The following is a 13023-nucleotide window of genomic DNA, read 5'->3' on the forward strand; positions in this document are numbered from 1 at the left end:
CATGGAGTTTGAATATTCAGAAAAGGTAAAGGGCCTGTTGGAGCGGCTCAAAAGCTTTATGCAGGAATATGTATATCCTGCTGAGAGTACCTATATTCAGCAGTTACAGGATGATCCCTGGGGCGAGCCCCCTATTATGGAGGTTTTAAAAGAAAAGGCCCGGGAGGCTGAGCTGTGGAATTTATTCTTACCCGACTCCCGCTATGGTGCCGGCCTTACCAACTTGGAATATGCGCCTTTGGCGGAAGAGATGGGGAAGGTCTTATTTGCCTCAGAAGTTTTTAATTGCAGCGCCCCGGATACCGGGAATATGGAAGTACTGACCCAGTACGGATCGGAAGCGCAACGGGAAACCTGGCTGAGGCCATTGCTGGAAGGCAATATTCGCTCGGCATTCGCCATGACCGAACCCAGGGTAGCCTCTTCCGATGCCACGAACATTGAAACTTCCATCGTGCGCGATGGCGATGAATATGTGATTAATGGTCATAAATTTTATATTAGTGGCCTGATGAATAAGCGCTGTAAGGTCATGATTGTGATGGGCAAGACCGATCCCGCTAATCCGGATCGGCACCGCCAGCAATCTCAAATCCTGGTTCCCACAGATACCCCTGGGGTAAAAATAATTCGGCCCATGCGGGTATTTGGTTACGATGATGCCCCGGAAGGTCATGCGGAGGTGATCTTTGATAATGTGCGGGTGCCCGCGTCTAACCTGATTCTCGGAGAAGGGCGTGGTTTTGAAATAGCTCAGGGACGTTTGGGGCCGGGCAGAATTCACCATTGCATGCGCCTGATTGGCCAGGCCCAGCGCGCCCTGGAAATGATGGCAAGCCGCGCGGAAAAACGTATTGTGTTTGGTCGCCCCATGAGCAAACAGGGGTCTGTACGGGAGGATATTGCCAAGTCTGCCTGTGAAATTGAGCAGGCGCGTCTGCTAACTTTAAAAGCTGCAGCGCAAATGGATCGGCTTGGCAATAAAGCGGCCAAAGACCTGATCGCCATGATTAAAATTGTTGCACCGCAAATGGCCTGCAAGGTGATTGACCGCGCTATCCAGATTCACGGTGCGGCAGGGTTGAGCCAGGACTATAGCTTGGCCCACCATTATGCTTACGCGCGCACTATCCGTTTAGCCGATGGACCGGACCAAGTGCATATGATGCAGTTGGGACGCAACCTGGCTGCGCGTTATGCCATAGAGACTGCACAGGGAGAGGAGCATGTCTGAAACAGTAAAGGAATCCCGTAGTTCGGTGGAAGCTTTGCCACTGGAAAAGTTGCGCGAATACCTCAGCGCAAATGTTGAAGGTTTTTCCGGGCCACTGAAAGTGAGTAAATTCTCTGGGGGTCAATCCAATCCCACCTTTAAGCTGGAAACCCCTTCAAATACCTATGTATTGCGCCGGCAGCCCCCGGGAAAACTATTGAAATCCGCTCATGCTGTGAATCGTGAATACCGTGTTATGTCTGCTTTGGCTGATACTGATGTACCGGTACCTAAGGTTTTTCATTTATGTGAAGACCGGGATTTGATCGGTTCCATGTTTTACCTGATGGAATACTGTGAGGGGCGGATCTTCTGGAATGCTTCAATTCCCGAAGTGGACGCCCCTGCGCGCAGTGCGATGTACGATGAAATGAATCGAGTACTCGCTGCTTTACATAGTCTCGACATCGACTCTTTGGGGTTATCTGATTACGGCCGCCCAGGAAATTATTTTCAGCGGCAGCTGGAGCGTTGGACGGGGCAATATCGGGCTTCCGAGACACAGTCTATTGCGGCGATGGAAGAGTTGATCGAATGGCTTGGCAGTGCGCTACCGGAAGACGATGGTCGGGTAGCTCTGGTACACGGTGATTACCGCCTCGACAATATGATTTTCCATCCTAAAGAACCCAAAGTTATCGCGCTGCTGGACTGGGAGCTTTCTACTTTGGGCCACCCGTTTGCGGATCTTGCCTATCAGTGCATGCAAATGCGTATGCCTGCTGGGGGCGACAAGATGTCCGGGTTGTTGGGGATGGATATTGCTTCGCTGGGTATTCCCTCGGAGCAGGCTTATGTGGCTAAGTATTGTGAGCGTATGGGGATTGAGGGCATTGATCACTGGCCTTTTTATTTGGCGTTTAGTTTTTTCCGCCTGGCGGCGATAGTCCAGGGAGTAGCCAAGCGCGCACAGGATGGAAACGCCTCAAATCGCAATGCGGCGAGCCTTGGCGCGCTGGTGGCGCCACTGGCACAAACGGCAATGAGCATCGCCAGCGAGGCGAGTTAGTTAGAAGGTCATCTCGATACAATTTATTTCGCTTTTGGGAAAATGATAAGGATAAAAAATGGCAAAGAGTCTTTTTGATCTCACCGGAAAAATTGCTCTGGTAACCGGTGCGAGCCGAGGCATTGGTGAGGCAATTGCAAAACTGCTGGCAGAGCAGGGCGCCTATGTATTGGTATCCAGCCGGAAAATCGAAGGCTGCCAAGCCGTTGCTGATGCGATTGTCGATGCCGGTGGTAAAGCAGAAGCGATGCCCTGCCATATAGGCAATATGGAAGACATCCAGAAAGTATTTTCCGATGTTCGCGAGCGCTTCGGGCGGCTGGATATCCTGGTCAACAATGCGGCTACCAACCCCTACTTTGGTCATATCCTCGATACCGATCTTGCGGCATTTGAAAAAACGGTTGAAGTGAATATTCGCGGCTATTTCTTTATGTCTGTGGAGGCGGGCAAGTTGATGCGCGAACAAGGTGGTGGTGTGATTGTGAATACTGCCTCCGTGAATGCCCTGCAGCCTGGCGTGGGCCAGGGGATCTACTCCATCACCAAGGCGGCAGTAGTCAATATGACCAAAGCCTTTGCCAAGGAATGTGCCCAGTTCAATATCCGTGTTAATGCCCTATTGCCTGGGCTGACCAAAACCAAGTTTGCCGGGGCGCTTTTTACTCACGAGGATATTTATAAAACTGCAATCGGCCATATCCCCATGCATCGTCACGCTGAGCCTGAGGAGATGGCGGGCACTGTGCTCTACTTAGTTTCTGATGCGTCCAGTTACACCACGGGGGAATGTGTAGTGGTGGATGGCGGAATGACTTCCTGTGGGGGAATTTAACATGCAAGATCCAATATTGGATTTCGGCAACCAGGTTGCCCTAATTACTGGCGCCGCCAGTGGTTTTGGCAAGCTGCTGGCTAAAGAATTGGGATCTCGTGGAGCGCGCCTGGTGCTTGCAGATATCAATGAAGAGGGCCTGATGCAACTTGCCGATGACCTGGGTAGTGATGGTATCCAGGTGCGCGCTCAACGCTGTGATGTTTCCTCTGAAGCGGATTGTGTTGCTCTCGTGCAACTGGCTGAGTCCGAATTCGGTGGCCTGGATATGGCGGTAAATAATGCCGGTATCGCTCCGCCGATGATGTCTCTGAAGCAGACTGACGAAGCGATGATGGACCACCAGTACAATGTAAACCTGAAGGGCGTATTTTTCGGACTCAAGCACCAGCTGCCGTTAATGAAAGATCGTGGCGGTGTAGTGCTCAATGTATCCTCTATGGCTGGACTGGGTGGCGCACCCAAAATTGCCTCATATGCAGCCGCCAAGCATGGGGTTATCGGGCTGACCAAAACTGCGGCGATGGAAAATGCCAAATATGCCATTCGGGTCAATGCCATTTGCCCATTCTATTGCCTGACGCCTATGGTGACCTCTGTGGAGGCCCCTGGGGCCAGCCCGGAAGAGGTACAGGCTTTTCTCGCCGAGGGTTGTCCGATGAAGCGTCTTGGCGAGCCTGAAGAAGTGGTAGCGGCTATGTTGATGCTACTCTCTCCGAAGATGACTTATGTTACGGGCCAGGCACTAGCGGTGGATGGCGGTTTATCGGCATACTAGCTCCTTTGTGCTAGTAATATCGAGGGCAGCCGCAATCTCATTGCAGCTGCCCCGATTTGTTAATCCCGCTAAAACACAGAAGAAGGAACCTTCTATGCCTACCCTAATTCCGCCAGAGAGAATTGGTGAGTTTATCGGACTGGAAATTGAACCCACTCACTGGTTGGAGATAGATCAGCAGCGCGTTAATAATTTTGCTGAATGTACTCTGGATCGGCAATTTATTCATGTTGACCCTGAAGCTGCAATGCAGACACCATTTGGGGGGACTATCGCTCATGGATTCCTCACTCTGTCACTGCTATCGCATTTTATAGAGAAGCTCGATATTCAGATTGAGGGAATGCATATGGTAGTAAACTATGGACTGGAAAAGGTTCGATTTATTCGGCCAGTTAAAGTCGGTAGCCGAGTCGCTGTAAGGGCAAAAATCTGTGATATCAATGAGAAAAAGCAGGGCCAGTTTTTGATCAGGTTACAGGCAACTATGGATATCGAAGGAGAGGTCAGGCCGGCATTCGTGGCGGAGTGTTTGTTTCTACAGCTGACCAAATAACAAATGGTAGGGGCTCAGCTTTATTAAAGGTCTTTAGCCCAGGGGAAGACCTTTCTTTCTTTGTTGGAATAAATAACTTCTATTTGTTTTTTTGTATCAAAATCACCTATATGAAGCTCATGTTCTACCGCGTCAGCTTCGTGTTTCCAGCGCAGCTCATAAGGGCCGGCTTCACTGATATTAAAAGAAAAACGGCCATTTCGATCACTCCGGGCAGTTGCAATGCGATCCCAACTTTGCATCGACATTACCGGTTCATTCAATCGAAGTAGATATAGATCCAGCCCTGCTTTGGGTGAGCGTGTCCGCTCTGTTAGGACCCTGCCTTCCAATACTTTATTGACAGCAGTCATTATTTATAGAGATGCCAGGGATTGGCGCACAATATTCAAGTGGGAAACGGGAATCCCTTTCTTATAGTAGGCACCGGTAAAGTTGACCTGCTGTACTTGAATAAAATTTGATATCAACGGGCTCCCCCAGTAAGGATTTCTTCCCCACCAGCCATAACGTCCAGCGCTTCTCGGATTTCTCTGAAAAAATTGTGGGCCTGGAGGACGTTGTCATACAGAAGGTGGAAAGTCCTACTATCAAAAATGCTGTGTGCATCAAAGACCACCAAGTGATTTAGAGTGACCCCAACACGACCGAGCATATTGGCAAGCTTAATTGCGGAGGTACCTCCGCGGCTATAGCCAAATAGCATCAGGCTTTTTTCTGCCTAGCCTCTTGGACAAGATACTTTCGAGCCCGGCGCTTCTCGCCTGGGCCAAACATGCTTCCACCCATTTCATTGATCAGGGCGCTGAGTGCTCGGTTGTCTCCCGCACTTGGGCCACCGGCACCGTAGATACCAGCCACGGCTAGGCTATTTTTTAATACTGGATTTTTGCCTGGTTTTTCGGTGGGGAGTTTTTCGTCAATCAAGGTCATTTCAGTAAAGCCAAACTGCACTTGAAAGGTTTGCCTTAATTACGACTTCCATCTGTAGAGTCGATTGGTAAACCGATACCCGGATTTCAAATAGGAGCTGCGGTAATACACAAAACTGACTGTCGCTAGTGCAGGATGCGACAGTGCTTTTGTGCGAATTTGCGCAGCTCACGAGGTAAGGGTTGTTCTGCTGTGGTCCTCTGTTGTGATCGCCACTCTTGGCATAGAGCAATATAGTTTCCCGCTGTAACCTGATTTCTCAATGCCTGCCAGGGGTCTTCCTGTGTTTCAGGCTCTATTTGAGGAGGCTGCCACCGGGCGATTTCCAATTCGGGTTGTGGACTTTCGTTTTCTGGGGTCATCCTTGGGGTCAGGGCTCCCAGGTGCTGTGCTGGATGCACCAACATTAAGATGGCAGCGATGGTGGCGCAGCCGAGTGAGGCTCTGGACAGTATTCGGCCGATATCTTTTTTCGGCTGTAGCCTTTTTGCTTGCTGTAACACCTGGGTATCCAGTTGCTGCGGGGAGGTAAAAGCTGACACCTCTTCGCGATATTGGTGCTCCCAATTGCTCATGCTTCTACCTCGATCACTCTTCTATAACCTCCACTTGCCAGGGTTTTGGTTGTACTCCGTACACCAGCGTTTCAATTTGCTCCTTTGCCCGATGATAGTATTCCCGACACTTTTTCAGGGATATCTGCTCAATATCTGCGACAGTGGCGAGGGAAAGCTTGCACTCCATATGGAGAAGCAAAATGTTGCGCTGCAAGGAGGGAAGTTTCTGGATAGCTACGAGCACGGCACTTTTTCGGTAATCGACTGCAGTAGACTTGTGCTCGTTCAATGCTTGTTGTTCACGCAGAGCTTTGTTGATTTGAATAAATAACCAGTTGCGAAAAAGCCTGCCATGTAACTGTGGCGGGTTTTCCAATATTTTTTGCCAGAGCTCTTGTAATATTTTTGCGGAAGAAGCTGGCGCCATTTGTATTGAATAGCGATACAAGGCGTCTTTGTGGCGCGTATAAAGTTGGTGAAATACGACAGTTTTACGCGTTTCCTTGTAGTGATCGAGGAGCGCTTCGTCTGTCAGGTGTTGAAATGCTTTGCGGGACAAGTTGTCGCGCCTCCGTACGCGGATAATCCGAGCTCTGGTGGCTTCTGGAGCCTGGGTTTATACGGCGTTGATAATGGAAATTGTAGTATGTTTAAGCGTCTTACATATTTTCTCAGGCACCGGTGGACTCTGGTTTTTTAGAGGTTGGCTAAGAGTCTTTGGGCTTGCGAAGTATAGATGTCCGTTTCTTACCCGGTTTTACATCGGGTAACGGCCAACGCCAGTTTTTGACGAACGGTTGATTGTCGCTTTAAGACTTTTTTAAAGGGGAGGTGGCGCAAAAAGAAATATTATGTCTGGTGGAAAAATTATCGAAGTAGTAATTCTGGTAGTGGCAGAGGCAGCTGCTCAGGACCTTTGCCTGCGCGTAAGTCGGTCAGCCTGAGCCCGACACCTAGGAGGCGAATAGGGTTCGGCCGTTTTTCCCAGCACTCTTGTAGCAGCTGCCGAAACTCAGAGATTCTTCCCGCGCGGCTACTGCGCTCATGGGTACTCTGGGTAAAGTCCGCGTATTTTACTTTTACGGTGGCGCCATTAACTTCGTAGCGATCGCCGAGCTTTTCCACCCGTTCCAATAGGCGCATATAAAGTGCGCTTAATTGCTCCAGCCATTCCTCAAATTCACACAGGTCTTCGCTGAAGGTGCGTTCTACACTGACGCTCTTACGTGCACCGTCACCACTAACCGGGCGCTCGTCGATACCACGGCTCAGTTCATAAAGGCGGCGGCCAAATTTACCAAAAAGTTTACTTAACTCGATTTGAGAATAACGTCTCAGATCCGCGCAGGTATGAATGCCTTGGCGATGCATTTTTTCAGCGGTTACCCGGCCGACACCATGGATTTTGCCAACCGGCAGGCGCACAACAAATTGATCTACTTCGTCGGGGGTAATAACTGTGAGGCCGTCGGGCTTACGCCAGTCACTGGCAATCTTGGCCAGGAACTTGTTTGGCGCCACCCCAGCGGAGATGGTGATACCCAGGTTGTCTTTTACCCTCTGGCGGATTTCTTCAGCAATGAGAGTGGCGCTGCCCTGGCAGCGAGCACTATTCGTGACATCCAGGAAGGCCTCATCAAGGGATAAGGGTTCAATATCATCGCAGTAGTCGAGGAATATCTCGCGGATCTGCCCGCTAACCTCCCGGTATTTAGCCATGTTACCGGGTACTACAATCAAGTCAGGGCAGAGTTTCTTGGCCTGGGCGGTAGGCATAGCGGAGCGCACCCCATAGCTGCGCGCTTCGTAGTTGCAGGTGGAAATAACCCCACGGCGGTCACTGCTACCTCCTACAGCCAGTGGTCGCCCACGCAGGTTGGGATCGTCTCGCATTTCAACCGACGCGTAAAAACAATCACAGTCGCAATGGATAATCTTTCGCATGCTGTGATTATATACAGTCTTTTAGGGCGCCAGGAAGTCAATTGTGTCGCTGGGGCCGGAGCCAGTTAATAACAGCCAGGTTAACAGGTAGGTGAACGATGAGCAGCATCCCTTTGGTGGAGAGCCCGGATGGTGACGAGGAGGCCAGGGTTTTTGTAGAGATTCAGGATCAGCTGGGCGGCATACCGAGCCTGTTTCGCGTTTATGCACACCACGAGGGTTTGCTTAAAGCCAATTGGGACAAGTTTAAGGCGGTCATGCTGCACGGTTGCCTGTCTGCCCAGCTGAAAGAAGCTATCGGGCTTGCTGTTTCCGCGGACAATCATTGTGACTATGGCATCTATCATCACAGTACGTCTTTGCAAATGCTGGGAGTGGATGCTGCGGAGATTATGCGCATCCGTACCGACCCCAAAAACGTGCATTTTTCAGAAAAAGAACATGCTCTGTTCGATCTGGCCCGCAATGCCAACAGTGCCCCCGATGATCATCGCCGGCACTTGATCGCTGAAGCGCGAAAGCTAGGGGCCAGGGATGATGAGCTGCTTGAAGCATTGGGAGTGATGGAACTGGTTTCGGGCTTTAACCACCTGGCAGAAGTACTAAGTCTGGTCCCGACTCGCACACCACACCAAAAGTAACCCCGGTACATACCGGGGTGACTGGCTGAGTCCCTGAGCTACTTGTCAGGCAATACTATTTGGGCGGCCTGGATTTACCGAATATCAGTGCCAGTACGAACAGCACAATAAAGATAAAGAAGAGAATTTTAGCGATTTCCGTCGCCGTGGTGGCAATACCACTGAAGCCAAAGAAGGCGGCGATCAAGGCAATTACCAGAAAGAGTATGGCCCAGCGCAACATGGCGATAGCTCCCAATGTGAGTACGGGAGTGGGCCGCAGAGTTCAATACCCGGCTCCCATTGGCCTTATTGATAATGTCGTCTGCTGTCTCTTACAAGTTTTCGATTTTCTCGCTCTCTGCTATTTGGGCGAGAGTAACAAAACGAAATCCTTGCTGGTGGAGTTGAGTGCTGATCAGCGGGAGGGCCTCAATAATCTGCTCACTGTGTTCATACATGGGATGAAACATCACCACACTGCCATCGGTAGCGTTTTCTGCCACATAGCCGGCAATTGACTCAGGTTCACTCATGTCGACATGAAGGCGGGGCTCAAGATCCCATTCAGCCAGCTGGAACTCCTGTTCTTCCAGTAAATCACTGAGCTCAACGGATATATTGCCAAATGGCGGCATAATCATTGGGCGTTCCTGGTAACCATGGCTTTGGAGTAATTTACAGGTTTTTTTGATTTCCTCCTTAGCACTGCTTAGGGGTAGTTCAGCCAGGTTGATGTGGGAGTAACCGTGATTTCCCAGCTGGTGACCGGCATTAATAATGGCGCGAGTTTGTTCGGGAAACTGTTCCATTTGCATGCCGACGGGAAAAAAGGTGGCTTTGATTTGGAGTGCATCGAGTTGCTGTAATAGGGACTCTGTTACCCCGGGTACGGGGCCCTCGCCAAAGGCCAGGGCAATCTGTTTTTCCTTCCCAGTATTAGCCAAAGTGGCTGGAGAAAAGCTTAAAAAAATAATTGAAATCGCAGTTATTATTATTCTCATTTAGCTATCCTGCTTTATTAAAGCTCAAAAATGAAAAAAGCCGTCAGTGACGGCTTTTTTGTAGGCTGTTATCGCTCGAGAAGCTCGAGCTTACCCTTCTTACCATCCCACTCCTCGGCATCTGGTAATGGGTCTTTTTTCTCAGTGATATTGGGCCAGACTTCAGCGAGCTCAGCGTTCAGCTCAATATACTCCTGCTGGTCATCAGGAACTTCATCCTCCGAGAAAATCGCATTGGCGGGACACTCCGGTTCACACAGGGCGCAGTCAATACACTCGTCGGGGTGAATAACCAGGAAGTTGGGGCCTTCGTAAAAACAGTCTACCGGGCAAACCTCTACACAGTCAGTGTATTTGCACTTAATGCAGTTTTCCCCAATTACGAATGTCATGTTTGTCCCTCGATAGTGCCACTGAATTCTTCGTGCAGCGGATTTTATCAATTACTGGCGCGAATTGTAGTGGCTTTTCAGTCGATTTAGTTCACTGTTTATAACAAGTTGCGTTGGACGACAGCTGTCGCCCAAGTCTTCACTTCAATAACTTGCGTAAAGAGTAGAGTGCTTCCAATGCCTGACGTGGTGTCATATCGTCCGGGTCCAGCTCTTCCAGGGCATCCACCGCCGGGTGGCTGGGGCTGCCGAACAGGTCAACCTGCTGGGGAGAGCCGGGTGCCGTAGCCGCTGGAGCTACCGCTGATTCCGGTTCCTGCCTGGGGGCCGGCGCGGGTTTGGGGAGAGGAGGCGGAACATCTACTGATTGGACGCCGGCCTCCAATGCTGCCAGGCGGGCGCGGGCTTCGGTAAGCACATCTGCAGGAATACCCGCCAGCTTGGCGACCTGCAATCCATAACTTTTAGACGCGGGCCCTTCCTGAATGCGGTGCAGGAAGACGATACCTTCACCGTGCTCAGTGGCATCCAAATGGATATTGGCTGCTTCTGCACATTGGCTGGGTAGATCGGTCAGTTCGAAGTAGTGAGTGGCAAAAAGGGTAAAGGCGCGTACTTCCCCTGCCAGATAGTGAGCACAGGCCCAGGCCAGGGAGAGGCCATCGTAAGTACTGGTGCCGCGGCCAATCTCATCCATCAGCACCAGGCTGTGCTCGCTGGCATTACGCAGGATATTAGCTGTCTCGGTCATCTCTACCATAAAGGTAGAGCGGCCACCGGCCAGGTCATCGGCGCTGCCGATACGGGTGAAGATACGATCCAGTAGACCGATCTGGGCGCTGTCTGCGGGTACATAGCTGCCGCAGTGGGCCAGCAGTGCAATCAGCGCAGTTTGGCGCATATAGGTAGATTTACCACCCATGTTTGGACCGGTAATGACCAGCATGCGTCGGTCGTTGCGAAGCTCGATATCGTTGGCTACGAAGGGTTCGTCTAAAACTTGCTCGACTACCGGGTGGCGCCCGCCGGTAATATACAGACCCGGCTCGGTACCCAGTTCGGGGCGGCAGAGGCGCAAGTCGTCCGCTCGCTCGGCCAAACAGGCCAATACATCCAGTTCAGAAATACCGGCCGCAGCGGCTTGCAGCTCTGCCAGGGACTCATTTAGCTGATTGATCAGCTCCTCATAAAGTGCTTTCTCCCGAGCCAATGCGCGGCTCTTGGCGGAGAGTGCCTTGTCCTCGAACTCCTTTAATTCCGGAGTAATAAAGCGCTCGGCATTTTTCAGGGTCTGGCGGCGGATATATTCGGCTGGCGCTTTGTCACTCTGGCCCCGGCTGATCTCGATAAAGTAGCCATGCACCCGGTTGTAACCCACTTTTAAGGTTGGGATGCCTGTACGCTCTTTCTCTCGCTGCTCCAGCTGAACCAGATAATCCCCGGCGTTCTCGCTGATAGCCCGCAGCTCATCTAAATCTTCGTCATAGCCGGTGGCGATAACCCCGCCATCGCGTATTACGACAGGCGGGTTTTCGATAATGGCTTTTTGCAGAAGCGCCACGGTCTCTGGCCATTCACCGACCTGGCTGCATAACTCTCTAAGCAGCGTGGCACCTGAATCTTCTAACTGCCCCTGAATTTCGGGGAACTGTGCCAGGGATTGGCCTAGGCGTGCCAAGTCGCGGGGGCGTGCAGAGCGCAATGCCAAGCGACCCAGGATACGCTCCATATCCCCCACAGGTTTCAGGGCATCACGCAGTGGTTCAAAACCATAATCAGCAATCAGGGCCGCAATAGCATCCTGGCGGTTGCGCAGTGTAGTGAGCTGGCGTAGAGGGTTATTTAACCAACGGCGTAGTAAACGGCTACCCATTGCGGTTTTGCAGCTATCAAAAACTGACAGCAGGGTATTGTCATCGCCGCCGTTGAGGTTTAGGTCGATTTCCAGGTTGCGGCGGCTGGCACCGTCCAAGGCAACTGTTTCATCGCCGCTTTCGGTGAGCAGGCCGCGAATATGGGGAAGTTCGGTACGCTGGGTATCCCGCGCATATTGCAGTAGGCAACCAGCGGCGACTACCGCACCGTGCATATGGCTGCAGCCGAAGGCTTCCAGATTCATGGTGCCAAATTGCTGATTCAGCAGGCGCAGGGCAGTTTCCAATTCGAATTCCCAGGGGGCGCGGCGGCGCAAACCGGTGCGGCGCTCAATCTCCGCCGGCAAAGTGAGATCTTCTGGAGCTAGAAGTTCTGCGGGATTATGCCGTTGAACCTGTTCAGCAAGAGCCTCAAGGGTATCGGTCTCTTGCACCACAAAGCGGCCAGTGGCCAAGTCTAATAGTGCCAGGCCAAAACCATCACCTAAGTGAGAGATGGCAGCCAACAGGTTATCGCGACGGTCATTGAGGAGAGCTTCATCAGTGACGGTACCAGGGGTGACAATCCTTACTACTTGCCGCTCAACGGGTCCCTTGCTGGTGGCTGGATCGCCAATCTGCTCACAAATCGCTACAGATACACCAGCCTTGATCAAACGCGCTAAATATCCTTCTGCGGCATGGTAAGGAATGCCTGCCATGGGGATTGGCTCACCGCCTGATTTGCCTCGTGCTGTAAGGGTGACATCTAACAGTTCTGCAGCCTTCTTGGCATCATCAAAGAACAGCTCGTAAAAGTCCCCCATACGGTAGAACACCAGCTCCTGGGGGTGCTGGGCTTTGATACGCATGTATTGCTGCATCATGGGGGTATGTTCGGATGTCTTTGATTTTACTGTGTTTTTTGCCAATTTATTGCCTATTGTCTAAAAGCTGTCTAAGACTAGGGTCGGCTACATTATCAGTTTCGCGTAGACGAATGTACCGCTCTGTCATGGCTGGACTAACGTGCCCCGCCATTACTTGTGCATCTATACATGCTCGCCTGGCATCTGTGAGCGATTTTGCTCTGATATCGTGAATGGTGGTGTCTTCAACTTCAGACTTAACTCGGGCTCGCTCGTACGCGTCGCGGATGCCTCGATAGCTAAATGGAGTGCGCTTGCCATGGGGGTGGAATAGATAAAGGCACATGACCTTATGAAGCTGCTTGGCCTCAGCAATTATTCGCTGAAGCTCGGGCTCCAT

The 13023-nt window shown here is 51.3% G+C and carries 17 protein-coding genes; 6 read left to right on the forward strand and 11 right to left on the reverse strand.

Annotated elements, in window-relative coordinates; genetic code table 11:
* Position 1: 1 nt before the first annotated feature.
* The 5 genes from P3339_RS06330 to P3339_RS06350 all read left to right on the forward strand — a co-directional run bounded on the left by P3339_RS06330 (position 2) and on the right by P3339_RS06350 (position 4451).
* The gene (locus P3339_RS06330; protein ID WP_282952761.1) at positions 2-1234 is read left to right on the forward strand and encodes an acyl-CoA dehydrogenase family protein; all 1233 of its coding nucleotides are present in this window, start codon (positions 2-4) and stop codon (positions 1232-1234) included.
* Positions 1227-2282, forward strand: coding sequence for a phosphotransferase (locus P3339_RS06335; protein ID WP_282952762.1), 1056 nt, complete (start codon positions 1227-1229; stop codon positions 2280-2282). The genes P3339_RS06330 and P3339_RS06335 overlap by 8 nt, the downstream gene beginning before the upstream one ends.
* Positions 2283-2340: 58 nt before the next feature.
* Positions 2341-3117 (forward strand): SDR family oxidoreductase, encoded by a 777-nt coding sequence (locus tag P3339_RS06340; RefSeq protein WP_282952763.1) that lies wholly within the window; start codon positions 2341-2343, stop codon positions 3115-3117.
* 1 nt (position 3118) lies between these two features.
* Entirely contained in the window at positions 3119-3895 is a 777-nt protein-coding gene (locus P3339_RS06345; RefSeq protein WP_282952764.1) for an SDR family NAD(P)-dependent oxidoreductase, read from the forward strand.
* Positions 3896-3989: 94 nt separating this feature from the next.
* On the forward strand, positions 3990-4451 hold the full coding sequence (locus P3339_RS06350; RefSeq protein WP_020411368.1) for a MaoC family dehydratase: 462 nt from the start codon (positions 3990-3992) through the stop codon (positions 4449-4451).
* 23 nt (positions 4452-4474) lie between these two features.
* Here P3339_RS06350 and P3339_RS06355 read toward each other — a convergent pair whose 3' ends face one another.
* From P3339_RS06355 to dinB, 6 genes are all read right to left on the reverse strand, one after another.
* Positions 4475-4804 (reverse strand): hypothetical protein, encoded by a 330-nt coding sequence (locus P3339_RS06355; RefSeq protein ID WP_020411367.1) that lies wholly within the window; start codon positions 4802-4804, stop codon positions 4475-4477.
* A 113-nt stretch (positions 4805-4917) separates the two neighbouring features.
* The gene (locus P3339_RS06360; protein ID WP_282952765.1) at positions 4918-5157 is read right to left on the reverse strand and encodes a hypothetical protein; all 240 of its coding nucleotides are present in this window, start codon (positions 5155-5157) and stop codon (positions 4918-4920) included.
* Positions 5157-5405 carry a hypothetical protein gene (locus P3339_RS06365; RefSeq protein WP_282952766.1) on the reverse strand — a complete coding sequence of 83 codons (249 nt, stop codon included), beginning with the start codon at positions 5403-5405 and terminating at the stop codon, positions 5157-5159. The genes P3339_RS06360 and P3339_RS06365 overlap by 1 nt, the downstream gene beginning before the upstream one ends.
* 104 nt (positions 5406-5509) lie before the next feature.
* Positions 5510-5959: a hypothetical protein gene (locus P3339_RS06370; RefSeq protein ID WP_282952767.1), complete on the reverse strand. Its 450-nt coding sequence runs from the start codon at positions 5957-5959 to the stop codon at positions 5510-5512.
* 13 nt (positions 5960-5972) lie between these two features.
* Positions 5973-6500, reverse strand: coding sequence for an RNA polymerase sigma factor (locus tag P3339_RS06375; protein ID WP_020411364.1), 528 nt, complete (start codon positions 6498-6500; stop codon positions 5973-5975).
* A 308-nt stretch (positions 6501-6808) separates the two neighbouring features.
* The gene (dinB, locus tag P3339_RS06380; RefSeq protein WP_026304883.1) at positions 6809-7885 is read right to left on the reverse strand and encodes a DNA polymerase IV; all 1077 of its coding nucleotides are present in this window, start codon (positions 7883-7885) and stop codon (positions 6809-6811) included.
* 98 nt (positions 7886-7983) lie between these two features.
* Between dinB and P3339_RS06385 the strand changes: the two genes are divergently transcribed.
* Positions 7984-8526 (forward strand): carboxymuconolactone decarboxylase family protein, encoded by a 543-nt coding sequence (locus P3339_RS06385; RefSeq protein WP_282952768.1) that lies wholly within the window; start codon positions 7984-7986, stop codon positions 8524-8526.
* Positions 8527-8581: 55 nt separating this feature from the next.
* Here the strand turns inward: P3339_RS06385 and P3339_RS06390 are convergent, their stop codons facing one another.
* From P3339_RS06390 to P3339_RS06410, 5 genes are all read right to left on the reverse strand, one after another.
* Positions 8582-8749, reverse strand: coding sequence for a DUF1328 domain-containing protein (locus P3339_RS06390; protein WP_020411361.1), 168 nt, complete (start codon positions 8747-8749; stop codon positions 8582-8584).
* Positions 8750-8840: 91 nt separating this feature from the next.
* Positions 8841-9509, reverse strand: coding sequence for a polysaccharide deacetylase family protein (locus P3339_RS06395; protein WP_282952769.1), 669 nt, complete (start codon positions 9507-9509; stop codon positions 8841-8843).
* 68 nt (positions 9510-9577) lie between these two features.
* A complete protein-coding gene (gene fdxA / locus P3339_RS06400; RefSeq protein WP_020411359.1) occupies positions 9578-9901 on the reverse strand; it encodes a ferredoxin FdxA in 324 nt (107 codons plus the stop codon).
* Positions 9902-10040: 139 nt separating this feature from the next.
* The gene (gene mutS, locus P3339_RS06405; RefSeq protein WP_282952770.1) at positions 10041-12641 is read right to left on the reverse strand and encodes a DNA mismatch repair protein MutS; all 2601 of its coding nucleotides are present in this window, start codon (positions 12639-12641) and stop codon (positions 10041-10043) included.
* A gap of 46 nt (positions 12642-12687) precedes the next feature.
* Positions 12688-13023, reverse strand: a complete 336-nt coding sequence (locus P3339_RS06410; RefSeq protein ID WP_026304881.1) for a site-specific integrase — start codon at positions 13021-13023, stop codon at positions 12688-12690.

Origin of the sequence: Microbulbifer sp. MLAF003, from assembly GCF_030012965.1 — a bacterium.
Lineage (GTDB): Bacteria > Pseudomonadota > Gammaproteobacteria > Pseudomonadales > Cellvibrionaceae > Microbulbifer > Microbulbifer variabilis.